Genomic DNA, 22,002 nt, shown 5'->3' on the forward strand with positions numbered 1-22,002 from the left:
GCGGATGAGGGCAGCAAAAAACCCGCCCACCGTGAGGTGGACGGGCTCATTGCAGACGTACCAGCAGTGGCCGCGCGCTAGCGGTTGTCAGCGCGTGACCTTGCCGGCCTTGATGCACGAGGTGCAAGCGTTCACGCGCTTCGGCGTCCCGCCCACCACGGTACGGACGCGCTGGATGTTGGGGTTCCAGCGACGCGGTGTACGGCGGTGCGAGTGCGAGATGTTGTTGCCGAAGCCCGGCCCCTTGCCGCAGACGTCGCAGTTGGCAGCCACGGGTCACTCCAAAGACTTCAGATGCACTTACGGTTGATCCCGGCGTGCCGAGGATCAAGATCTAGGATCTGAGTCGGTGCCAGGGGGATGGCCCGATCGGATCGGGCAACTGGAGCAGCATACAACGACTGCGTCCGGAGAACGAAACTACCATGACTGCCCCGGCTGCCCTCGCCCTCATCAAGGCCCGCTACCGGCAGTAACCCTTTCTGGGTCTACGCTGCGTCCCACGTCCAGCAGCTCAAGGAGGCGCAGGTGCCGCAGGTGCCGCAGACATTCGATGCTCTCGCGGTGCGCACCTGGTGCGGGCTCGCGCTGGAGGCCCTGGGCCGCGCGCGCGAGGAGATCGACGCGATCAATGTCTACCCGGTCGCCGACGGGGACACCGGGACGAACCTGTATCTGACGGTGGAGTCGGCGGCGGCCGCGGTCGAGGCGGTGTTCTCCGGGTACGAGGCGGCGGCCGCTCCGGCGCCGGAGCCTGCCGAAGGAACCGGGACGGCCGAAGCGAACGGGGCCGCCGAAGGAACCGGGGCCGCCGAAGGAACCGGGACCGCAGAAGGGAACGGCGTTCTCGGGGGGATCGCGGCCTCCGACGGGGACAGGACTTCCGGCGGCACCGAGGGTGCCGCCGCATCGGGGGCAGGGGCGGGCCTGGACGGGGCGTCCGTGGCGGCGATCGGGCGGCCCTCCCTCGCCGACGCCGTGCGGGCGATGGCGCACGGGGCCCTGATCGGGGCCCGGGGCAACTCCGGAACCATCCTCGCGCAGCTGCTGCGGGGCATGGCCCAGGTGCTCGCCGCCGACAGTGAGACCCCTCACACCGACGGCCGGGGCATGCGCCTCGCCCTGAGGAACGCCGCCGATTCCGCCCGCCGGGCCGTCGCGCACCCCGTCGAGGGCACGGTCCTCACCGTCGCCTCGGCCGCCGCCGAGGCGGCTTCCTGTGCCGAGGGGGACTGCGGCACGGTCGCGCGCGCGGCGTACGAGGGAGCGCGTGCGGCGCTCACCGCGACCACCGGGCAGCTCGCCGTCCTGGAGCGTGCCGGGGTGGTCGACGCGGGCGGGCGCGGTCTGGTGGCGGTGCTCGCGGCGCTGGTGGAGACGTTCACGGGGGAGGCGCCGAGGCCGCTCGTGGCCTCCGTCGGCCTGCACGAGCGGATTGAGGAGACCGTTCCCCATGGCGTGGGGGTGACCGGCACGGCCGACCTCCTTGCGGCCGGAACCACCGACACCCCGCACGCCCGTCCCGGAGCTCCCGAAGCCCCCGCAACCACTGAGGGCGGGCGTCCCGGTCCCCGCGTGCACGGAGACGTCGGGGCCGACGGGGCGGACGTGCCGGAGGACGGCGGGGTGGACGCCTGCGTGGACGGGGCGGCGGAGGACGGCCATCCCGCGTTCGAGGTGATCTACCTCCTGGAGGCGGAGGACGCCGCCGTGGACCGTCTGCGGGACCGGCTCGACGGACTCGGCGACTCCCTCGTCGTGGTCGGCGGCGACGGGCTGTGGAACGTCCATGTGCATGTGGACGACGCGGGCGCGGCCGTCGAGGCGGGGGTCGAGGCGGGAAGGCCGTACCGCATCCGGATCACCCACTTCGCGCTCGGTGACGTCCACACCGGAGCCGGGGCCGGGCGTCCGCCCCGGGAGCGGGCGCAGCGCGCTGTCGTGGCCGTCGTACCCGGCGAGGGCCTGGCCGGGCTGTACACGGAGGCGGGGGCGACCACGGTGCTGGCGCGGCCGGGGGAGCCGCCCGCCAGCGGGGAGCTCGTGGAGGCCGTACGGCGGGCCCACGCGCGCGAGGTGGTGCTGCTGCCCAACGACGCCGACCTGCGGCACACCGCGGCGGCGGCCGCCGAACAGGCCCGCGCCGAGGGCGTCCGGGTCGCGCTGATCCCGACCCGTTCCGCCGTGCAGGGCATCGCTGCGCTGGCCGTGCACGAGCCGGAGCGCCGTTTCGACGAGGACGTGGTCGCGATGACGTCGGCGGCGGGCGCCACCCGCTATGCCGAGGTCGCCGTCGCCGAGCGGCAGTCCTGGACCATGGCCGGCATCTGTCAGGCCGGGGACGTTCTCGGCCTCATCGAGGGCGATGTCGCCGTCATCGGCGCCGATCTCACCACCACGGCCGAGACCGTCCTCGACCGCATGCTCGCCGCCGGCGGTGAGATGGTCACGCTCGTCCTCGGCGACGAGGCCCCCGAGACCATCGCCGCCCACCTCGAATCCCGGGTACGGGAGTCGTACCTGGCGGTGGACACCGTGGTGTACCGGGGCGGACGCCAGGGCGCGCTGCTGCTGATCGGCGTCGAGTAGCGGCTGCCGGGCGCCGCACGGCGGACGGTCGCCGGAGCCGCTTTCCGCAGCCGCTTTCCGGCGTACGGATCACGACGTTCGAGCCGGCCGGTCAGACGCTCGCGCTCGCGCGAGCCGTGGCCCGTCCGGGGACCTCCTTGGATCCGGCGGTCCGGTGAGCGCGTTCGACGGCTTGCCCCCAGTAGGTTCCGGCGACCATGAGCGTGGCACCCAGGGCGGTGAGGACCGTGAGGTGTTCGCCGCCGAGGCCGATGCCGACCGCGACGGCCCAGACCGGCTCGGTGCCCAGCAGCAGACTGGCCCGGCTGGCGGAACTGCGCTGCACCGCCCAGGTCTGGGCGAGGAAGGCGAACACGCTGCAGAACAGGGCGAGATAGACGAGCTGCGCCCAGCCCGCGGCGTCGATCCTGCCCAGCGTCGGCAGGGTGCCGGCGACGGGCACCGCGAACAGGGCGGTGCCGACGACGGTCTGGACGGTGGTGACGTGCAGCGGCCGTACGGAGCGACGGGCGGTGAGCCGTCCCACCAGCGCGACATGGGCCGCGCGGACCAGTGCGGCGGCGAGGATCAACAGGTCACCGCTGCGGGGCGAGTGGAAACCGCTGCCGGACACCAGAAGTCCGACGGCCAGGAGACACAGGCCGGTGGCGGCGAAGTAGCGCGGGGGCAGCCCCGCCCCACCCGCCGTGCGGTCCAGCAGCGGGGTCAGGACGACGGTGAGGCTGATGATCAGGCCCGCGTTCGCCGCGCTGGTGTGCGCGACACCGTACGTCTCCAGTACCAGGACGGCGGCCTGCGTGACCCCCAGTGCCGCCCCGACGCGAAGCTCGTCGCGTGTGCAGCGCCCGGCCCGGTGGCGGACGGCGACGAGCGCGAGGCAGGCGACGGCCGAGATGCCGTACCGGGCGAACAGGACGAGCAGGACGGGGAGCGCCGACGTGGCGGTCTTCGCGGCCAGATAACTGGAACCCCAGACGGCGGCGACAAGGAGGAGCACTGCGTCAGTGCTGCGGACTCGGGACACGCCCCACACGCTCCCGCACCCCGACCCTGAAGCCCAGAGCGATGTTCTTCACCATCTTTGAAGCATCACTACAATGACCGGGTGAACGAGCGGCAGCTGCGGATCCTGCGGGAACTCGGTGAACTGGGAAGTGTCACCGCCGTGGCGGAGGCGCTGCTGATGACTCCCTCGGCGATCTCGCAGCACCTACGGCTGCTGCAACGTTCGATTCCCGTACCGCTCACCGAACGCGACGGACGACGGCTGGTGCTGACGGACGCCGGGCGGGCGCTGGCTGGCGCGGCGATCGAGGTGGAGACCGCCCTCGCCCGGGCCCGGCACATCGTGGACGAGTTCGTCGACGAGCCGGCCGGAGACGTGTCGGTGGCGGCCTTCCACAGTGCGGCCGCCACCTTCTTCCCGGTCCTGCTGCGCGGCCGGGGCCCGGAGGCTCCGCGACTGTCGCTCGCCGACGAGGATGTCGCGCAGGACCACTTTCCCCGGCTGACGCGGGACTACGACCTAGTGCTCGCCCACCACCTCGCGCACGCGCCGCCCTGGCCGCGCACCGTCACCGCCACCACGCTGATGCGTGAACCGCTCGACGTCGCCATGCCGGCCGACCACCCGCTGGCCCGCGAAGAGCGCCTGACCCCTCAGGATGTCGCGGACCGGCCCTGGATCACCGTGCACGACGGCTTCCCGCTGATGGCCACCATCGACGCCATCGCGACCGCCGCGAACCGGCGGCTCGACATCGTGCACCGCATCAACGAATTCGCGGTCGTCGCGGAGACGGTCGCGGCGGGAGGCGGGCTCGCCCTGATGCCCCGTTGGACCACGCGCCCGCATCCCGCCCTGGTTCTCCGACCACTCGGCGGGGTCCACGCCATACGGCGCATCGACGTGCTCCACCGGCCCGAACGCGTCGCGCGCAAGGCCGTACGCACGGTGCTCGACGAACTGCGCCGCGCGGCCGCGGAGATCCGGGGCGACGACGACGCGGATCCCGACGCTGCGGGGTCTTCCGCTATGGGTCTGCCGTGAGGCATCCGGATCAGGCCTGGTCGGCCCTCTCCATGAGCTCCCGCATTTTCTCGGCCTCGGTCCGCCGCGCCTCCGCGACCTCCCCGTCCAGCCGCGCGCAAGCGGCGAGGACCACCCGCGCGCGTGTCGTCGCGGCCTCGCGCCGTCCCAGGTCCGCCTCCAGCCAGCCAGCCGCCAGCTCGGCACCCGTCCGGGCGTCGAGCAGGGCGTCCCCGAGGGAGTCGAACACGGTGACCGCCCGGGCGATGTGCCCGAGAGCCTCCTCGAACGCGGCCCGCGTGGCGGCCTCCTCCGCGTCGTCCTCCACGGAGCGGGCCACGAGATCCCCGAACTGGCGGTGCGTGTGCCCGAGCTCGGCGACCACACGAAGACGCGCGTCCTCGGCCTCCTGCGCGGCTTCGTGCTCGTGCTCCGCCTCTTGCTCCGCCTCGACCTCGCCCTCGGCTTCGTGCTCGTGTACGCGCTCGCCCCTGGTCCCGGCCATGGATCTGGATCCGGCCCCGGCCTCGGGTGAGTCACCTGACGGGCCCGAGGCAGCCGCCCCGCCCGCCGCCGCCGACTCGCACTCCTGGACCGCCGCTCCCATCAACTCCCGCGCCGCGTCGAGCCCCCCGTCCAGCCGGGCCGCGGCCCAGGCGCGTGCCCGCAGCGCCCGGACCAGCCCGTGGACGTTGCCCAGCTCGCGCCAGAGGTCGCCCGCACGGGCGTACGCCTGATCCGCCTGGGCGGTCAGCCCGGCGTGCCCGAGGGCCTCGGCGGCGAGATGCGCGAGCATCGCGTGGTCGCGCTGCTCGGGCCAGTGCCGGGCGATGTCAGCGGCGCGCAGCCAGTGCTCGGCGGCCTCGCGGTGTTCCCCGAGCTCGGTCAGACAGTCGCCGAGCCACCAGCGCGTCTGCACGATCGCACCGTCGCCGTGCATCTCGCCGGTCAGATCGGGCAGCGCCGACTCCAGGATCTCGGCGGCCTCCGCCCACCGTCCCTGACGGAGCAGGAAACCACCGAGCTGGTGACGCGCCCAGGCCCCGAGCGTGGCGGCCTCGCCCGCTTCGTCGGCCCAGTGCGCGGACTCCAGGGCGTGTTCCGAGGCCGGGCCGAACCGCCCGGTGGCGGCGAGGATCTCGGCCAGCCGGAGATGCAGCTGCGCATGGCCGGTCGGCTCCAGATGGGACCCCCCGTGGTCCAGCGCAGCGCGCGCCGCCCGCTCCGCCGTCTCCACATCACCGAGGTGCATCGCTATCCCGGCGAGCCGGGAGTCGTACTCGACGGCGAACCACGGCAGCCCCGCCGCCACGAAGCCCTCGACGGCGCGCGCCAGGAGTTCGGCGGCCGCCTCGGCGTCATCGGCACGGGCCGCGAGCTCCCCGAGCATCGCGTACGCCTCCGCGGCCCGCGACGCCACTGCCACGTCGTCCCCGGCACGCGGCTCCGCGAGGGCCAGCAGCTCCCGCGCGGCCTCCTCGGCGACGACCATGACATCGCCCTCCGCGCCGGTGCCGTAGGCGGCGAGGGGCCCGCTCTCCGAACCGGCCTCCACCTCCTCCACCCGATGCATCAGCGTCCGCGCCCGTCCCACCAGCACGGACGCCGTCTGCGACACCTGAGTCCCGCCCTCCGCGAAGAGGACCAGCACCTGCTCGCGCAGTTCCGCGACGGTGGTCAGGGCCTCCGCGGTCCCGCCCGACAGCGCGTGGACGTACGCGGCGCGGGCGCGGGCCGCCAGCGCCTCGCCGGGGTCGCCCGCCTCGGCGTACAGCTCGGCGGCCCGGTGGAAGAGGTCGACACCCTGCGGGCCGCGCCCCATCGCCGCGTGATCGGCGATCTCCGCGCGGTCGCGGACGTCCAGCTCGTGGCCCTCGGCGGCGCGCGAGACCGCCGCCCACGCCTCCACCGCGTCCGGGCTCCGACGCGCCGAGAGGCGGCGGGCCTCGACGAGCAGCGCGTCCAGATCGGGCTCGGCGGCCTCGGTCATGGCCTGCGGCACGGGCACCGGCGCCGACACACGAGGCCCGGTGGGTGCCGTCCGCGTGGAGCGCACACCCAGCGGCAGCCGGTCGATGAGCGGCGGCTGATCCATGCGCGCGCGGGCGCGCCCGCTGACGTACGACGTGCCGTTGCGGGCGTCGAACCGTGCGGCCAGCCCGAACGCCTCCCCGCGCGCGTGCACGGCGAGTTCCCCCGCGGTCCACGCGCGCCCCACGGGCCCGGGAACCGTCTGCCCGCCGAGCCCGAGGGCGGTCAGGCGGTCCATCGTGAGCGCCACCACCGCCATGAAGTCCAGCTTGCTGCGCGGGTCCCCGGAGTCCGTGAAGTAGGCCGGGCGCTCCGCGAGCAGTTCCAGGGCGCGTGCCTCGTTGCCGGTGAGGGCGCAGAACTCCACGTGGTCCGCGTACGCGCCCCGCATGCTCTCCATGGCGCGCACCAGCCGGAAACCCCGCAGATGATGGGCGCGCGCCTCCTCGACCCGCCCGAGGCGCAGCAGCGGCAGCAGGGAGGACGCGAGGACGGTGTGCGGCTCGTGGGCGCAGGTGTACTCGCCCTCCAGAACCGGCGCCCACACCTCCAGCGCGGCAGGGTCCGCGCCGCGCACCGCCCGCCACCACCCCTGCCCGTGCAGCTCGCACGCGTGGCAGTCGGCCATGGAGTCACGGTCCGCGGCCATCCAGGCGGTGTACGCCCGCTCGGCGCGCGCCAGGTCGCCCAGGTGGGCGGCGACACTGAACTCGGCACTGCGCACGGCCCGTTCGGAGTGGCCGGCGAGACGGTAGCGGTGCTCCATCTCGCCGAGCCACTTCTCTATGGAGGCGAGCGGGACGTGCGGCTGGTCGAGCATGCCCGCCGACATCCACTTGAAGACCCAGTGCAGGGAGTGGATCTCGAACTCGTCGAAGTCCTCGGGGTGTTCGTCCCACATGCGCAGCAGCCGCGCGAAGGGGACGAACATCTTGCCCTTCTCGGAGCTGTAGTTGTAGACCTTCAGCTGGTGTCCGAGCGCCTCGATGACCGCGAGCGGGATGTTCAGCTTCTCGGCCTCCACGAGCAGTTGTTCCGCGCGCGCGTTGCGGCCGGGCCCCTCCGGCTGCCCGTAGTTGTCCGCCATCGCCCGGCGCAGCGTGTCGAAGTCCATGGCCGGGCTCATCGGCGGTCGTCCTTTCCGGGGTCGGTGTGGGTGGCCCACTCCAGGAGGCCGATGAAGGCGCGGTTGAGGAGCGCCGAGTCCGCGGGCCGCAGCGGGCGCTGCGCCATCAGCAGGGCCTGTCCGTAGAGGGACTCCGTGGCGGTGCCTATCAGGTCCGGATCCCTCAGCGAACTGATCCGCCGGATCAGCGGGTTGAGGTGATTGAGGACCAGACGCGCGCGCGGGGTGCTGCCGCGCAGCGAGCCGAGAATGCCCGCCCACAGGTCGTCCGCCTGCTCCTCGGCCTCCGCCCTCGCCTGCTCGTGGCGGGCCGCCCGGTCGTCCAGATGCAGGGCGGGCACCGACAGGGGGTGGAAGGCGCGCAGGACCACATCGCAGCCCAGCGGGTCGAGTCGGGCCCGCGCCGCCCCCAGGAAGGCGGACAGGGCCAGCTCCTCGTCCGGGTCCACCGCGTCCAGGTGAGCCGTCACGGTGTCCGCGTCCAGCTCCGAGACGACTGTCCCGGGGCGCACGGCCGGCAGCGCCTCGATCAGCTCGCTGTCGTACGTGTAGCCGCCGTTGACGACCCCGACGCCCTGCGCGGAGGCGATCGGCGCGACCTGCCGGTACTCCTCCACGGTCCGCGTGAAGTGCACCACCGGGTGCCGCTGCGCGAACTCCTCCAGGGACAGCGGTCCGTCGGTCGTCTCGAAGGGCAGCCACGGCAGCATCGTGCGCAGCATCTCGGCGTCGTGCCGCGCCAGCGACTTCACGCCCAGGTGGTGCACCGACAGGAAGGCGGCCAACCGCTCCGGATCGCCCGCCACGAGCCCCGTCAGCCACGACCGGATGCGCTCGCCCAGTGCCTCCCGTACGGCGGCGAGGGTCTCGTCCTCGTACAGCGACTCGCGCGACGCGGTGGGCCGCAGACTGTCCGTGTCGAGGACGCAGCGCACGAAGAACGCCCAGTCGGGCAGCAGCTGTTCGGCCCGCTCGGTGAGCAGCATGCCCTTCAGGTGCACGCGATGGCTCGCGCGCTGGGCGGGGCTGACCGCCGACGGAAGGACGTAGGCCACGCCCCGGATCCCGGCGAGCGGCACGTCCAGATCGATCGAGTCCAGCGGAGTGAACCCGAACAGGTCGTGACAGTGCCGGGCCAGGGCGACCCTTCGGGTCGTGGGGCTCGGATAGGGCCGGTCCCAGGGCGCGGGAAGGTCCGCGATCGGCTCGTCGCCGACCCGCACGTCGTACGGCAGCAGCGCACCGAAGTCGCGCGCCAGCGAGCGGACCCGCTCCTCGCTCAGCCACTCGCCGGCCCCGGCGCGCGCCACCAGGTGCACGGTGGTGCCCGGTTCGGTGCGCGCCTCGTGCGGCAGGGTGCGCACGGTGTACGAGCCGTCGTCGGCGGCCGTCCACTCGACGGGCGCCGCGTCGGGCGTCCGCGCGCTGCGGCTGACCACCCGGATGCGCTCGGCGACGACGAAACACGCCAGCAACCCGATGCCGAACTGGCCCAGGAAGTCCGAACGAGCCGACTCCAGACCGTCGTTCCGCTTGGAACTGCGGCCGATCGTCGCCAGCAGGTTGTGCACGTCGGACTCGGTGAGCCCGACGCCGGAGTCCTCCACCCGCAGGGTGCCGCCCTCGGCGTACAGGCGCACCGTGGCCGGGGCGTCCGGCTGCTCGGCGCGTCGCGCGGTGATCGCGTCGACGGCGTTCTGCAGCAGTTCGCGCAGATAGACCTTGGGGCTGGAGTAGAGGTGATGGGAGAGCAGGTCCACCAGACCGCGCAGGTCGACCTGGAACGTATGAGGTGACGGGGATGCCTGGGACGGCTGTGAGGTCTGGGAGTCCATCGTCGCTGCGCCGGCGGGTGGGGGGACGTGCGACGGCGCGGGGTCGGGCGGTCCCGGGGGACGGTGACCGCGAAGAGGGCCGGAGCGCGTCATCCTAGGCCCGGAACGAGCCGTCTGACCAGCGGATTTCCGGGACGTATACGGCAATGTCAGTGTCGTGGTGTGCAATGGATCTCGTGCCCGTGCTCGAAGAACCACTGAAGAAGGCGCTCGGTCCCGCCACCGCGAAGGTGATGGCCGAGCACCTCGGCCTGCACACCGTCGGCGATCTGCTGCACCACTACCCCCGCAGATACGAGGAGCGCGGGCAGCTCACCCACCTCGCCGACCTGCCGATGGACGAACACGTGACGGTGGTCGCCCAGGTCGCCGACGCGCGCCTGCTCACCTTCGCCTCGTCCAAGGCGCCCCGCGGCAAGGGCCAGCGACTCGAAGTCACCATCACGGACGGCAGCGGCCGCCTCCAACTGGTCTTCTTCGGGAACGGCGTGCACAAGCCGCACAAGGACCTGCTGCCCGGCACTCGCGCGATGTTCTCCGGCAAGGTCTCCGTCTTCAACCGCCGCCTCCAGCTGGCCCACCCGGCGTACGAACCGCTGCGCGGCGAAGGCGACGAGGCCGTGGAGAGCGTCGACAGCTGGGCGGGCGCCCTCATCCCGATCTACCCGGCCACCGCCAAGCTGGAGTCCTGGAAGATCGCCAAGTCCGTGCAGACGGTGCTGCCGAGCGCCCAGGAAGCGGTCGACCCCCTCCCGGACTCGCTGCGGGACGGCCGTGGCCTGGTCCCCCTCCCCGAGGCTCTCCTCAAGATCCACCGCCCGCACACCAAGGCGGACATCCACGACGCCCGCGCCCGCCTCAAGTGGGACGAGGCCTTCGTCCTCCAGGTCGCCTTGGCCCGCCGCCGCCACGCCGACGCCCAGCTCCCGGCCGTCGCCCGCGTCCCTGCGCCCGACGGCCTGCTGACCGCCTTCGACGCCAAACTGCCCTTCACCCTCACCGAGGGCCAGCAGAAGGTCTCCAAGGAGATCTTCGACGACGTCGCCACCGAACACCCGATGCACCGGCTGCTGCAGGGGGAAGTGGGAAGCGGGAAGACAATGGTGGCCCTGCGCGCCATGCTCGCCGTGGTCGACGCGGGCGGGCAGGCCGCGATGCTCGCGCCCACCGAGGTGCTCGCCCAGCAGCACCACCGGTCAATCACCGAGATGATGGGGGAGCTGGCCGAGGGCGGCATGCTCGGCGGGGCCGAGCACTCGACGAAGGTCGTGCTGCTCACCGGGTCCATGGGGACGGCGGGCCGCCGTCAGGCGCTGCTCGACCTGGTCACCGGCGAGGCCGGCATCGTGATCGGCACGCACGCGCTGATCGAGGACAAGGTGCAGTTCCACGACCTGGGCCTGGTCGTGGTCGACGAGCAGCACCGCTTCGGTGTCGAGCAGCGCGACGCCCTGCGCGGCAAGGGCAAGCAACCCCCGCACCTCCTGGTGATGACCGCCACGCCCATCCCGCGCACGGTCGCGATGACGGTCTTCGGCGACCTGGAGACCTCCGTGCTCGACCAGCTCCCCGCCGGACGCTCCCCGATCGCCAGTCATGTCGTCCCCGCCGCCGACAAGCCGCATTTCCTCACGCGCGCGTGGGAGCGCGTACGCGAGGAAGTGGAGAACGGCCATCAGGCGTACGTGGTCTGCCCGCGCATCGGTGACGAGGACGACGACCCGAAGAAGGGCGGCAAGAAGAAGTCCCCCGAGGACGAGGCCGAGAAGCGTCCGCCGCTGGCCGTCCTCGACGTCGCAGCCCAACTCGCCAAGGGCCCCCTGCGGGGACTCAGGGTCGAGGTCCTGCACGGCCGGATGCACCCCGACGACAAGGACGCCGTCATGCGCCGTTTCGCCGCGGGCGAGACGCAGGTCCTGGTCGCGACGACCGTGATCGAGGTCGGGGTGAACGTACCGAACGCCACCGCCATGGTGATCATGGACGCCGACCGGTTCGGTGTCTCCCAGCTCCACCAGCTGCGCGGCCGCGTCGGCCGCGGCTCGGCCGCGGGTCTGTGCCTCCTGGTCTCCGAGATGCCGGAGGCGAGCCCGGCCCGTCAGCGGCTGAACGCGGTGGCCTCGACCCTGGACGGCTTCGAGCTCTCCCGCATCGACCTCGAACAGCGCCGTGAGGGCGATGTCCTCGGCCAGGCCCAGTCCGGCGTCCGCTCCTCGCTGCGCATGCTCACCGTCATCGACGACGAGGAGATCATCGCGGAGGCCCGCGAGGAGGCCACCGCGGTCGTCGCCGCGGACCCGGACCTCCGGGGCCTCCCCGGCCTGCGCACCGCGCTGGACGCCCTCCTCGACGAGGAGCGCGAGCAGTATCTGGACAAGGGCTGAGCGGCGGTGACCCGCCCGCGACTGAGAGACTGGGAGGAACCGACACACCCTCAGCGCAAAGGACCCTCATGACCCGCGTGATCGCCGGCCTGGCCGGCGGACGCCGTCTGGCCGTCCCGCCGGGCACCGGCACCCGCCCCACCTCCGACCGGGCGCGCGAGGGCCTCTTCTCCACCTGGCAGTCCCTGCTCGGCGGCCCGCTGGAGGGCGAGCGCGTCCTCGACCTGTACGCGGGCTCGGGCGCCGTCGGCCTGGAGGCGCTCAGCCGCGGCGCCGGACACACCCTGCTCGTCGAGGCGGACGCCCGCGCGGCCAAGGTCATCCGCGACAACGTGAAGTCGCTCGGCCTGCCCGGCGCCGAGGTCAGATCGGGCAAAGCGGAGCAGATCGTCCGGACGGCGGCGCCGGAGGCACCGTACGACCTGGTCTTCCTCGACCCTCCGTACGCCGTCTCGGACGACGATCTTCGGGAGATTCTGCTCACACTCCGGACCGGGGGCTGGCTCGCGGACGATGCGCTCGTCACCGTGGAGCGCAGCACCAGAGGCGGAGAATTCGGCTGGCCGGACGGTTTCGAAGCCGTCAGGGCCCGTCGATACGGCGAGGGAACGTTTTGGTACGGTCGCGCCGCCTCTACGTGCGAAGACGCACGATGACCGGACCGGAGAGCGAGGGACCACTGTTGCGCCGCGCCGTCTGTCCGGGGTCATTCGACCCCATCACCAATGGACATCTCGACATCATCGCCCGCGCCTCCGCGCTGTACGACGTCGTGCACGTCGTGGTGATGATCAATCAGTCGAAGAAGGGCCTGTTCACGGTCGACGAGCGGATCGAGCTGATCCGCGAGGTCACGGCCGAGTTCGGCAATGTCCAGGTCGAGGCATACCACGGCCTCCTCGTCGACTACTGCAAGCAGCGGGACATCCCGGCCATCGTCAAGGGCCTGCGCGCGGTGAGCGACTTCGACTACGAACTCCAGATGGCCCAGATGAACAACGGCCTCTCGGGCGTCGAGACCCTGTTCATCCCGACCAGCCCCACGTACAGCTTCCTCTCCTCGTCGCTGGTGAAGGAAGTCGCGAACTGGGGCGGTGACATCTCCCACCTGGTGCCGCCGGTGGTCCTGGAGGCGCTCAAGGAGCGGCTGGGCCAGGACTGAGCGCCTGACAGTCCGTCACCCGGTGTCGGGCGGGGCAGGAGTGGTCGTACAGTCGACCCGTCCGTCTCCATCACAGCTGTAGAGAGTGGCGAGCACACGGTGGACGTGCAGAAGAAGCTCGATGAGATCGTCGCTACGGTCGGCGGTGCCCGTTCCATGCCCATGTCGGCCTCGTGCGTGGTCAATCGCGCCGAGCTGCTCTCGATGCTGGAAGAGGTGCGCCAGGCGCTGCCCGGCTCCCTCGCCCAGGCGCAGGAGCTGATCGGCGGCCGCGAGGAAATGGTCGAGCGGGCCCGTCAGGAGGCCGAGCGGATCATCGAGACCGCGCACGCCGAGCGCGGCTCCCTGATCTCCGACACCGAGGTCGCCCGCCGCTCGCAGAACGAGGCGGACCGCATCCTCGCCGAGTCCCGCAAGGAGGCCGAGGAGATCCGTGCCGAGGCCGACGACTACGTCGACTCCAAGCTCGCCAACTTCGAGGTCGTCCTCACCAAGACCCTCGGCTCGGTCGGCCGCGGCCGCGAGAAGCTCCTCGGCACCGGCCCGGGCGTCGACGAGCAGGGGTACGAGGACGAGGACGCCCCCGAGCGCAGCCACGACCCGGAGACCCTGCGCCGCAACGCCGACGACTACGTCGACGTCAAGCTCGGCGCCTTCGAGGCCGTCCTCGCCAAGACCCTGGAGGCCGTCGGCCGCGGCCGGCAGAAGCTGCACGGCCGGATCGCCAGCGACGACCTCGGCGACCTGAGCGCCTTCTCGGACGACGGAACGCCCGGTCTGCACACCAGCGACTCCGACTACCTGGCCGGCCTCGCGGAGCTCGCCGAGGCCCCGGAGCAGCCCGCCCAGGCCCCGGAAGCGGACGGCCGGCCGTCCTACGGGCAGCAGCAGGAGGCGTACGCCTACCAGCAGCAGGCCGATCCGTACGGCTATCAGCAGCAGTACGCCCAGCAGCAGGACGCGTACGGCTACCAGCAGGCCGACCCGTACGCCGCGTACCAGCAGCAGGGGTACGACCAGCAGGGGTACGACCAGCAGTCGGCGTACGACCAGAACCAGCAGCAGGCCTATGCCCAGCAGCAGGCCCACGCCATGGACCAGCAGGCGGCCGCCCTCGACGAGGCCAGCCTCTTCGACACCAGCATGATCAGCGCGGACCAGCTGAGGGCGTACGAGCAGGGGCGCGGCGGCCACTGATCAGGGGAACCGGAGGGGGCGGACCGGCGGCCGAGGCCGGGGCGCGTACCGGATTGGGCCGTGAGCGAAAGGTCCAGTATCCTGGCTCTTCGGTCGCGTGTACGTCCGCGATCAACGCTGCCCATGGGAGACCGGGGGCGGCGTCCCTTGAGTTCGAAGATCGAAAGCAGGAATGGCTCTGAACGCCCGCCTCGACCACCGCAATCCTCTCGTGTTCGACACACACGAGCTGGGGCGGCGTCCTGGCGCGCTCCAGCGCCTGACCCGCACGATCGACGCGCCCAGGGATCTCGGTATCCAGGGCGTCATCGGAGTGCCGGAAGGCGCCCCGATGGAGCTCGAGCTCCGGCTGGAGTCGGTCATGGAAGGGGTGCTTGTCACAGGCACCGCCCGTGCATCGGCCAAGGGGGAGTGCGTAAGGTGTCTGGAGCCGCTTGAGCAGGTGCTCGAAGCGGACTTCCAGGAGATGTTCTCGTACCCTGACGCCGATGACCGGAACCGTCCCAAGGCGGAGCCGGTCGACGACGCCGAGGAAGACGAGGACACGCTCTTTCTCGAGGACGGCTTGTTCGACCTCGAACCCGTGCTGCGTGATGCGGTGGTGCTCGCACTGCCGATGCAGCCGGTGTGCCAGGACGACTGCCCCGGCCTGTGCTCCGAATGCGGAGCCCGGCTCGCGGACGACCCGGACCACCACCATGACGCCGTCGACATCCGTTGGGCGGCACTGCAGGGACTCGCCGGTTCACTCGAAGATGGCGAGAAGGACGAGATGAGCGGCGGCGCGCTTCCATCAGCGCACGCCGACGAGAAGCAGGAGAAGTAGCCGTGGCTGTTCCGAAGCGGAAGATGTCGCGCAGCAACACGCGCCACCGCCGGTCGCAGTGGAAGGCTGCGGTCCCCACCCTGGTTGCGTGCGAGCGCTGCCACGAGCCCAAGCTGCAGCACATCGCGTGCCCGGCCTGTGGCACTTACAACAAGCGCCAGGTCCTCGAGGTCTGAGCGGCTGGTGAGAGGTCTGATGTCTGACGCCAAGGCGGATACAAACGCCAAGAAAAAGGCGGACAACACAGCCTCGTCCCACACGCTTCTGGAAGGGCGGCTCGGCTACAAGCTCGAGTCCGCCCTTCTGGTGCGTGCGCTGACCCACCGTTCCTTCGCGTACGAGAACGGCGGTCTGCCGACCAACGAGCGTCTGGAGTTCCTCGGGGACTCCGTGCTGGGCCTCGTGGTCACGGACACGCTGTACCGCACCCACCCCGACCTGCCCGAGGGCCAACTGGCCAAGTTGCGGGCCGCGGTGGTCAATTCTCGTGCGCTGGCGGAAGTGGGCCGCGGCCTCGAACTCGGCTCCTTCATCCGGCTCGGCCGGGGCGAGGAAGGCACGGGAGGCCGGGACAAGGCGTCCATCCTCGCCGACACCCTTGAAGCGGTGATCGGCGCTGTCTATCTCGACCAGGGACTGGAAGCGGCGGGCGAACTCGTCCACCGGCTCTTCGATCCGCTGATCGAGAAGTCCTCGAATCTGGGTGCCGGCCTGGACTGGAAGACCAGTCTCCAGGAACTCACGGCGACCGAGGGGCTCGGCGTTCCCGAGTACCTGGTCTCGGAGACCGGTCCCGACCACGAGAAGACCTTTACTGCTGCCGCCCGCGTCGGAGGCGTCTCGTACGGCACCGGCACCGGCCGCAGCAAGAAGGAGGCGGAGCAGCAGGCCGCGGAGTCCGCGTGGCGTGCGATCCGTTCCGCCGCGGACGAACGCGCGAAGTCGGCCCAGGCCGCAGAGCAGGCGGCTCGTGCCGCCCAGCAGGCGGCCCAGGACGTCGAGGAGATCGCCGACACCTCCTCGACGCCGACCACCGACACGGCCACGGCCTGAATCCTTCACCACTGAAGCACCGCAGTACCTGTAGTACCCGCAGTACCCGTAGTACCCGTAGTACCGGACCCCGCCGCAGCGCAGTCGCGCCGCGGCGGGGTCCGCGCGTTGAAGTGGGCCCGGACCGGGGCCGAACCGCTCGACGGCGGCCGCTGTCGAGCACGATGTACCCTTCCGGCATCACCGCCTCAGTCCGCCCCTCCGGAGGAGTCCCGTGCCCGAGTTGCCCGAGGTCGAAGTCGTGCGCCGGGGCTTGGAACGCTGGGTCACCGGGCGGGTCGTGAAGACGGTGGACGTACGGCATCCGCGGGCCGTGCGACGGCATCTGGCGGGGCCCGACGGCTTCGCGAAGGCGCTCGCCGGGCACCGGGTGGGCGAGGCGATGCGCCGCGGCAAGTATCTGTGGCTGCCGCTCGACGACTCGCCGTTCTCCGTTCTCGCGCACCTCGGCATGAGCGGCCAGCTCCTCGTGCAGCCGGAGGGCGCCACCGAGGAGAAGCACCTGCGCATCCGCATCCGCTTCGAGGACACGCAGGGCACCGAGCTGCGCTTCGTCGACCAGCGGACCTTCGGCGGGCTGTCGCTGCACGAGAACACCCCGGACGGCCTTCCGGACGTCATCGCTCACATCGCCCGCGACCCGCTCGACCCGCTCTTCGACGACGCCGCGTTCCACACGGCCCTGCGGGCCCGCCGTACGACGATCAAGCGCGCCCTGCTCGACCAGTCGCTGATCAGCGGCGTCGGAAACATCTACGCGGACGAGGCGCTCTGGCGCTCCAAGCTGCACTACGAACGCCCCACGGGGACCATGACCCGGCCGCGCACCGCCGAACTCCTGGGCCACATCCGCGACGTCATGAACGACGCCCTCGCCGCGGGCGGCACCAGCTTCGACAGCCTGTACGTCAACGTCAACGGCGAGTCGGGCTACTTCGACCGCTCGCTCGACGCGTACGGACGCGAGGGGGAGCCCTGTCGCCGCTGCGGGACGCCGATGCGCCGACGGGCCTGGATGAACCGCTCCAGCTACTTCTGCCCGCGCTGCCAGCGGGCACCGCGCCCGGGAGTCTGACCCCGGCCTCGCGGGGGTCAGGCTCCTTTCTCCCTAGACCTCGCGCGTCTCGTCGTAGCGCCCGCGGGCCTCCAGGACGTCGTCCATGTGGCCCTCGACGAACGTGATGAGGGTCCGCAGCCGCTCGGCGACCTCGCGGCCGAGCGGCGTGAGGGTGTAGTCGACGCGCGGTGGGTTCGTGGGCTGCGCGTCGCGGTGCACCAGACCGTCGCGCTCCAGCGCGTGCAGCGTCTGGGAGAGCATCTTCTCGCTGACACCGTCGATCCGGCGGCGCAGTTCGTTGAACCGGAAAGTGCCGTCGTACAGCGCTCCCAGGGTGAGCGAGCCCCAGCGACCGGTGACGTGCTCCAGCGTGCCCCGCGAGGGGCAGCTGCGGGCGAACACGTTGTACGCGAGGTCCTTGCCGTCGGCGCACGCGGTGTTCTCGCCGCGGTCGGCGCGCTTCGTGGTCTGCGCTGGGGATTCCATGCGAAGAGCGTACTCGGGCACAGCGCTGCCCGGTAGGTTGCGCTAACTTCTAGTTAGTGCTTTCCTTTCGGTATCGCCGGTGAGCAGCGCATACGCGGCTGCCTCCCTTTCCCCTCTCCCGAGGAGTACGTACCGTGACGACCCCTGTTGTCTCCATCGCCTACCACTCCGGCTACGGCCACACCGCGGTCCTCGCGGAAGCCGTGCGCTCCGGTGCACTCGAGGCGGGTGCCCAGGTCCACCTGATCAAGGTCGACGAGATCACCGACGCGCAGTGGGAGCAGCTCGACGCCTCGGACGCCGTCGTCTTCGGTTCTCCGACGTACATGGGCACCGCGTCGGGCGCCTTCCATGTCTTCGCCGAGGCGTCCTCGAAGCGCTGGTTCGGGCAGGACTGGAAGGACAAGCTCGCCGCGGGCTTCACCAACTCCGGGTCCAAGAGCGGCGACAAGCTGCACACCCTCCAGTTCTTCCAGATCCTCGCCGCACAGCACGGCATGAACTGGGTCAACCTCGGTCTGCACCCCGGCTGGAACAACAGCGCGGGCTCCGAGCACGACCTCAACCGCCTCGGCGTCTTCGCCGGCGCCGCCGCCCAGACCAACGTCGACGAGGGCCCCGAGGCCGTCCACAAGGCGGACATCGCCACCGCCGAACACCTCGGCCGCCGGATCGCGGACGCGGCCCGGGTGGTCACCCTGGGGCGCGCGGCCCTGGCCGGGGTGGCCGCGTAGGGACCCGCGCCGCCGCCGCGCCTGCACGCGCCGAGCCGTGACGGCCGAAGCGCGGCCGTCCATGCTCGCGAAGAGCCGCGGTCACCGTGTCCCGGTGACCGCGGCTCCTGCGTCGCTTCGTCGTTTCATGGCTTCATCGCTTCGACGCGCGGGCGTCCGGCGCCCGGACCGGCTGTCTCGACCGGCGGTCCGGCCTTGATTCTGAGTACGCGTACCCATGCGCGGCGCCCGCCGAGTCGGCATGCTGGGCCGCGTGCGATCGGGACCGGCGGCTGCGGGCGGAACGGGGTGGGTATGGAGCGCGGGAGTGGGCCGTCGAGCGGCCTGCAGGTCGTGATCGGCGCGCTCTTGCTTGTCGTCGACCTACTGGTCATCGCCTGGCTGCTGTACGGCTACGGGATCACGGGATGGGCCGACAGTTACGACGAGGGCAACGCACCCGAGGCGCCGGGGGTCGCGTGGCAGGGCATGTGGATTCTGGTCGGCGGCGCGGTCGTCACAGGGGGTGGCCTTCTCGCCCTGCGGCTGCGCATCACCGGCTCCGTGCAACTCATCGTCCTGGGGATCGGAGCGCTCATGTTCCACTCCCTCGCCGCCCGCGCATAGCCCGCGGCAGAGGGCCCTTCGAGCCGCGGGCGCCGAGACCGACCGGGACGGCTGGCACCTCGGACACGGCCCGGGGCAATGCGCCGGCCGGCTTCCCCGAGCGGGGCCGGGGCTGTGATCTTCGGCCGGCTCAGTAGCCGAAGAAGTGACTGGCCAGGTCTGTGACCTGCGGTCACGCAATCGACCAACGCTGTGACCTGCGACTTAGCTGTCGACGGTTGTCAGCGTTGGTCGTTGTCGAGCACCCCAGTACGGCCCAGAGACGGCCCGAGCGGGGGTGCTGCGGTGTGCGCCCCTTGGCGGACTATGGGCCTGAGGGCCGTTGAGGTCACCGTCCTGGTCGCGAGAGTGCGGGGATAGAAGCTGAATTTCACTTCTTTACGGGATGATAGAAACCCGTGAACCCGCCGTGATCGCCACTGTTGAAGGATTTCATCTGTCCATTAGTAATCACCTTTATACTTCCGCTCTTTACGACAATCAGCGCGTTGTAGTTTGCCCACATGGCGCCATCGCCGGTTTTCAGGCTCTCGGGGTTAATCGCTTTCCATGTAAATCCAGAACCATATGCGGCGCGGGCTTGACTGCCATTGAATGCCTTGTCCAGTGCCTTCGCGACAGTCGACGAAACACGTTGTGTTGTTCCGTCAGGGAATTGATACGTTACATCGCTGGCGGGGTGGATCAACTGCTGGTGTGCGACATCCGCACTGACTGGAGCCGACGAGGTGGCGACGTACGTAGTTCCTATGGAGAGAGCCACGAAGAATGTCCGTGCGTAGAGCTTTGCCATTTGCATTACCTACCTCGCCTTTTGTTACCAAAAGTGATTTTGTGATGCGTTGAGAAACCCTGTGCACCATATCGTTCGCATGTGACGTGATCAAGCGTGAGATGCCTGCTACTCGTCGCGAACTCGGGAAAATAGCCACTCTGTCGGCGTGCTTGATGACTGACTCGTGCAGGGGGTGCAGAGCTCGCCGGATGCCCGTTGGTCAGCATCAATTCTGTTGATCAAGGTGTAGCGTATTCCCCTGGCGCTTTGGTGAGATCCGTTTTCCGCCAACTCAAACGTGGCTGATTATTTTCCCTGGGTGCATCGCGGGCAGCGGTGTGCGTACGCGGTCGGCTGAGTCTCAATGGCCGAGTCAAGGCGGAGGGACGCCGGGACCACTCTTAACCCGCTCCGGACCCTTCTGGCTAGCCGCTGAGCTTCGGCGTTGACCGTCGCGGTTCGCCCTGGTTGGTGTCAGACGCTGATGTCAGGAGAAGCATCCGGCTTGACCACCCCGCGGCATGAACGGTCCGGGGATTCGCCGGTCGTGACGCTGGTGTCCACACGTCAACGGTTTGCCAGCCGCATCGATCACCTGGGATTCCGAAACACACCTGTAGGGGTCGCCGTCCTCATAGAGCCACACGCTGACCAGCTCGGCCGCAACGGTTACCGCGAACTGAACGTTGATGCCGTCGTCGACCGCCGAGACGGTGACGGCATCACCCGGCTCAAGCCAGAAGTCCTCACCGTACGGCTCAATGAAGAGGCACAGCGGGGCACTCCCCGCATTCTCAACCGGCAGACTTTCGTGCACTCGATCACCCCACTCCGCACCCTAGCGGCCATGCTTAATGGCGAAGCCATGCGGTCGGCGGAGTCCACGGCCACCGCTCGCGCCCCCTCGATACGAACTATGGGCACGGCGGTCTCTGAGGTCTGCCGGGCACGTCAGACGGTCACCCAGAGCCGATGGCGTTCGGGGCCGGTCGCGAAGGTTGCGGTACTTCGCTGCTGCACCGCCGGCACACCCGCGGCCGCCTTGATCCGTCGGCAGTGCGCTGCCAGAGACGCGAGGATCTCGTCGGCGGTCTCGGTCCACACGTACGGCCTGGGATTGTCGTTCCACCCCTTGATCCAGTCGTGAATGTCGGCTGCGAGGTCCTGGACGGACCGATGGACGCCACGCCGGAGCTTCTAGTTGGTCAGCTCGGCGAACCATCGCTCGACCACGTTGAGCCAAAGAACGAAGATGATCCGCTACCGTGCTCGCACTAGTGATCCATTCTTAGGGGGAAACTTGAAACCACGCCTGCTCAGCGTCGCGGCAGTGTCGGCTCTTGCCCTGGCTCCCGTGCTCGGCCTGGCCACCCCGGCGGCCGCCAACAGCTCCTGCTCCGCCTGGCAGCACCATGAGTTCGACACCAACTGGTACAACACCGACATGTCCATCGAGGTGTGCGTCGAGAGGGACGTCACGGGTGTGTACCGGGCCTGGGCAATGATCGACTGGCAGGAGGGCGGCAGTAACAAATTCAACAACCTGGACCTCCATCTCCGGCTGGAGAAGTACGACGTCGTCGTCAAGGGCGCCGTCTGCGACTTCACCGATGAGGTCAACTCCAGGGAAGCCGACGGCGGCGTCCTCTGTCAGGTGCCGTGGACTTCCACAACTCCGGGCGGCCTCACGGGCGACGCCACGGTTCTCTACGACATCGCCGACGACGGCCTGGGCGAAAAGCGCTGGGACCTTGGGGGTTCCCCGTCCATGTAGTCCCCCGTGCGGCCCGAGACAGCCCCGGATCCAGATAAGGATGGCCTCGCGCTGTCCCGCACGTTCGGATCAGTGCTCTGCGGCCATCCTCTGGCTAGATTCCCTCAGGCGAGCCAGTCGGAGGACGTCATCCTGGTCAGCGCCCTTCTGGCCATGGACATTTGGGCGGTCTTGAAAACCGTCGTGGCGCGAGTCGCCGTGGGTTCAAATCCCACACCCACCGCCAGCAGAAACGGACCCTGACCAGGTAAATCGGTCAGGGTCCGTTCTCATGCCCGGTGTCCGCCGGCCCCCGTGACTCCCCGCTGTTTCCCGACCGAACGGGCACGGGAGGGGCA

20 protein-coding genes and 1 pseudogene are annotated in these 22,002 nt (G+C 70.4%); 13 read left to right on the top strand and 8 right to left on the bottom strand.

The window, feature by feature from the left end:
- Positions 1 to 87 precede the first annotated feature (87 nt).
- Positions 88 to 273, bottom strand: coding sequence for a 50S ribosomal protein L28 (rpmB, locus tag ABZX90_RS20440; protein WP_037625034.1), 186 nt, complete (start codon positions 271 to 273; stop codon positions 88 to 90).
- A gap of 255 nt (positions 274 to 528) precedes the next feature.
- On the opposite strand from rpmB, the gene ABZX90_RS20445 reads away from it, so the two are divergent.
- Positions 529 to 2,589 carry a DAK2 domain-containing protein gene (locus ABZX90_RS20445; RefSeq protein ID WP_355206667.1) on the top strand — a complete coding sequence of 687 codons (2,061 nt, stop codon included), beginning with the start codon at positions 529 to 531 and terminating at the stop codon, positions 2,587 to 2,589.
- A gap of 91 nt (positions 2,590 to 2,680) precedes the next feature.
- Here the strand turns inward: ABZX90_RS20445 and ABZX90_RS20450 are convergent, their stop codons facing one another.
- Positions 2,681 to 3,613, bottom strand: coding sequence for a DMT family transporter (locus ABZX90_RS20450; RefSeq protein ID WP_351123727.1), 933 nt, complete (start codon positions 3,611 to 3,613; stop codon positions 2,681 to 2,683).
- Positions 3,614 to 3,694: 81 nt separating this feature from the next.
- Here ABZX90_RS20450 and ABZX90_RS20455 point away from each other — a divergent pair, with 81 nt between their 5' ends.
- The gene (locus ABZX90_RS20455; RefSeq protein WP_355206670.1) at positions 3,695 to 4,639 is read left to right on the top strand and encodes a LysR family transcriptional regulator; all 945 of its coding nucleotides are present in this window, start codon (positions 3,695 to 3,697) and stop codon (positions 4,637 to 4,639) included.
- A 10-nt stretch (positions 4,640 to 4,649) separates the two neighbouring features.
- Here the strand turns inward: ABZX90_RS20455 and ABZX90_RS20460 are convergent, their stop codons facing one another.
- Positions 4,650 to 7,775 (bottom strand): tetratricopeptide repeat protein, encoded by a 3,126-nt coding sequence (locus tag ABZX90_RS20460; RefSeq protein WP_355206672.1) that lies wholly within the window; start codon positions 7,773 to 7,775, stop codon positions 4,650 to 4,652.
- Positions 7,772 to 9,610: an HSP90 family protein gene (locus tag ABZX90_RS20465; RefSeq protein WP_355206675.1), complete on the bottom strand. Its 1,839-nt coding sequence runs from the start codon at positions 9,608 to 9,610 to the stop codon at positions 7,772 to 7,774. The genes ABZX90_RS20460 and ABZX90_RS20465 overlap by 4 nt, the downstream gene beginning before the upstream one ends.
- A gap of 167 nt (positions 9,611 to 9,777) precedes the next feature.
- Between ABZX90_RS20465 and recG the strand changes: the two genes are divergently transcribed.
- The 8 genes from recG to mutM all read left to right on the top strand — a co-directional run bounded on the left by recG (position 9,778) and on the right by mutM (position 17,307).
- Positions 9,778 to 11,994 (top strand): ATP-dependent DNA helicase RecG, encoded by a 2,217-nt coding sequence (gene recG / locus ABZX90_RS20470; RefSeq protein WP_355206678.1) that lies wholly within the window; start codon positions 9,778 to 9,780, stop codon positions 11,992 to 11,994.
- 29 nt (positions 11,995 to 12,023) lie between these two features.
- A complete protein-coding gene (gene rsmD / locus ABZX90_RS20475; protein WP_351123837.1) occupies positions 12,024 to 12,650 on the top strand; it encodes a 16S rRNA (guanine(966)-N(2))-methyltransferase RsmD in 627 nt (208 codons plus the stop codon).
- Positions 12,651 to 12,676: 26 nt separating this feature from the next.
- The gene (gene coaD / locus ABZX90_RS20480; protein ID WP_351123834.1) at positions 12,677 to 13,156 is read left to right on the top strand and encodes a pantetheine-phosphate adenylyltransferase; all 480 of its coding nucleotides are present in this window, start codon (positions 12,677 to 12,679) and stop codon (positions 13,154 to 13,156) included.
- A gap of 99 nt (positions 13,157 to 13,255) precedes the next feature.
- Positions 13,256 to 14,353, top strand: coding sequence for an ATP synthase F0 subunit B (locus ABZX90_RS20485; protein ID WP_355206681.1), 1,098 nt, complete (start codon positions 13,256 to 13,258; stop codon positions 14,351 to 14,353).
- A gap of 172 nt (positions 14,354 to 14,525) precedes the next feature.
- Positions 14,526 to 15,179, top strand: coding sequence for a DUF177 domain-containing protein (locus ABZX90_RS20490; protein ID WP_351123712.1), 654 nt, complete (start codon positions 14,526 to 14,528; stop codon positions 15,177 to 15,179).
- A gap of 2 nt (positions 15,180 to 15,181) precedes the next feature.
- Positions 15,182 to 15,355, top strand: coding sequence for a 50S ribosomal protein L32 (gene rpmF / locus ABZX90_RS20495; RefSeq protein ID WP_006139588.1), 174 nt, complete (start codon positions 15,182 to 15,184; stop codon positions 15,353 to 15,355).
- Between the two features lie 19 nt (positions 15,356 to 15,374).
- Positions 15,375 to 16,232 (top strand): ribonuclease III, encoded by an 858-nt coding sequence (gene rnc / locus ABZX90_RS20500; RefSeq protein ID WP_351123709.1) that lies wholly within the window; start codon positions 15,375 to 15,377, stop codon positions 16,230 to 16,232.
- A gap of 214 nt (positions 16,233 to 16,446) precedes the next feature.
- Positions 16,447 to 17,307: a bifunctional DNA-formamidopyrimidine glycosylase/DNA-(apurinic or apyrimidinic site) lyase gene (mutM, locus tag ABZX90_RS20505; protein WP_355206685.1), complete on the top strand. Its 861-nt coding sequence runs from the start codon at positions 16,447 to 16,449 to the stop codon at positions 17,305 to 17,307.
- A 33-nt stretch (positions 17,308 to 17,340) separates the two neighbouring features.
- Here mutM and ABZX90_RS20510 read toward each other — a convergent pair whose 3' ends face one another.
- Positions 17,341 to 17,775 (bottom strand): helix-turn-helix domain-containing protein, encoded by a 435-nt coding sequence (locus tag ABZX90_RS20510; RefSeq protein ID WP_351123704.1) that lies wholly within the window; start codon positions 17,773 to 17,775, stop codon positions 17,341 to 17,343.
- A gap of 134 nt (positions 17,776 to 17,909) precedes the next feature.
- On the opposite strand from ABZX90_RS20510, the gene ABZX90_RS20515 reads away from it, so the two are divergent.
- Both ABZX90_RS20515 and ABZX90_RS20520 read left to right on the top strand, forming a co-directional pair.
- Complete coding sequence (locus tag ABZX90_RS20515) at positions 17,910 to 18,509, top strand: flavodoxin family protein (protein WP_355206688.1); 600 nt, start codon at positions 17,910 to 17,912, stop codon at positions 18,507 to 18,509.
- 294 nt (positions 18,510 to 18,803) lie between these two features.
- Positions 18,804 to 19,115 carry a hypothetical protein gene (locus tag ABZX90_RS20520; RefSeq protein ID WP_351123700.1) on the top strand — a complete coding sequence of 104 codons (312 nt, stop codon included), beginning with the start codon at positions 18,804 to 18,806 and terminating at the stop codon, positions 19,113 to 19,115.
- A 370-nt stretch (positions 19,116 to 19,485) separates the two neighbouring features.
- Here the strand turns inward: ABZX90_RS20520 and ABZX90_RS20525 are convergent, their stop codons facing one another.
- From ABZX90_RS20525 to ABZX90_RS20535, 3 genes and pseudogenes are all read right to left on the bottom strand, one after another.
- A complete protein-coding gene (locus tag ABZX90_RS20525; protein ID WP_355206691.1) occupies positions 19,486 to 19,908 on the bottom strand; it encodes a hypothetical protein in 423 nt (140 codons plus the stop codon).
- 469 nt (positions 19,909 to 20,377) lie between these two features.
- A complete protein-coding gene (locus ABZX90_RS20530; RefSeq protein ID WP_355206694.1) occupies positions 20,378 to 20,707 on the bottom strand; it encodes a hypothetical protein in 330 nt (109 codons plus the stop codon).
- A 227-nt stretch (positions 20,708 to 20,934) separates the two neighbouring features.
- Positions 20,935 to 21,132, bottom strand: a pseudogene (locus ABZX90_RS20535) (IS630 family transposase); the annotation flags it as partial.
- 88 nt (positions 21,133 to 21,220) lie between these two features.
- On the opposite strand from ABZX90_RS20535, the gene ABZX90_RS20540 reads away from it, so the two are divergent.
- Entirely contained in the window at positions 21,221 to 21,664 is a 444-nt protein-coding gene (locus ABZX90_RS20540) for a hypothetical protein (RefSeq protein ID WP_351135385.1), read from the top strand.
- The last annotated feature ends 338 nt before the right edge of the window (positions 21,665 to 22,002 follow it).

Origin of the sequence: Streptomyces sp. NPDC002935, assembly GCF_040611295.1 — a bacterium.
In the GTDB taxonomy this organism is placed as follows: Bacteria; Actinomycetota; Actinomycetes; order Streptomycetales; family Streptomycetaceae; genus Streptomyces.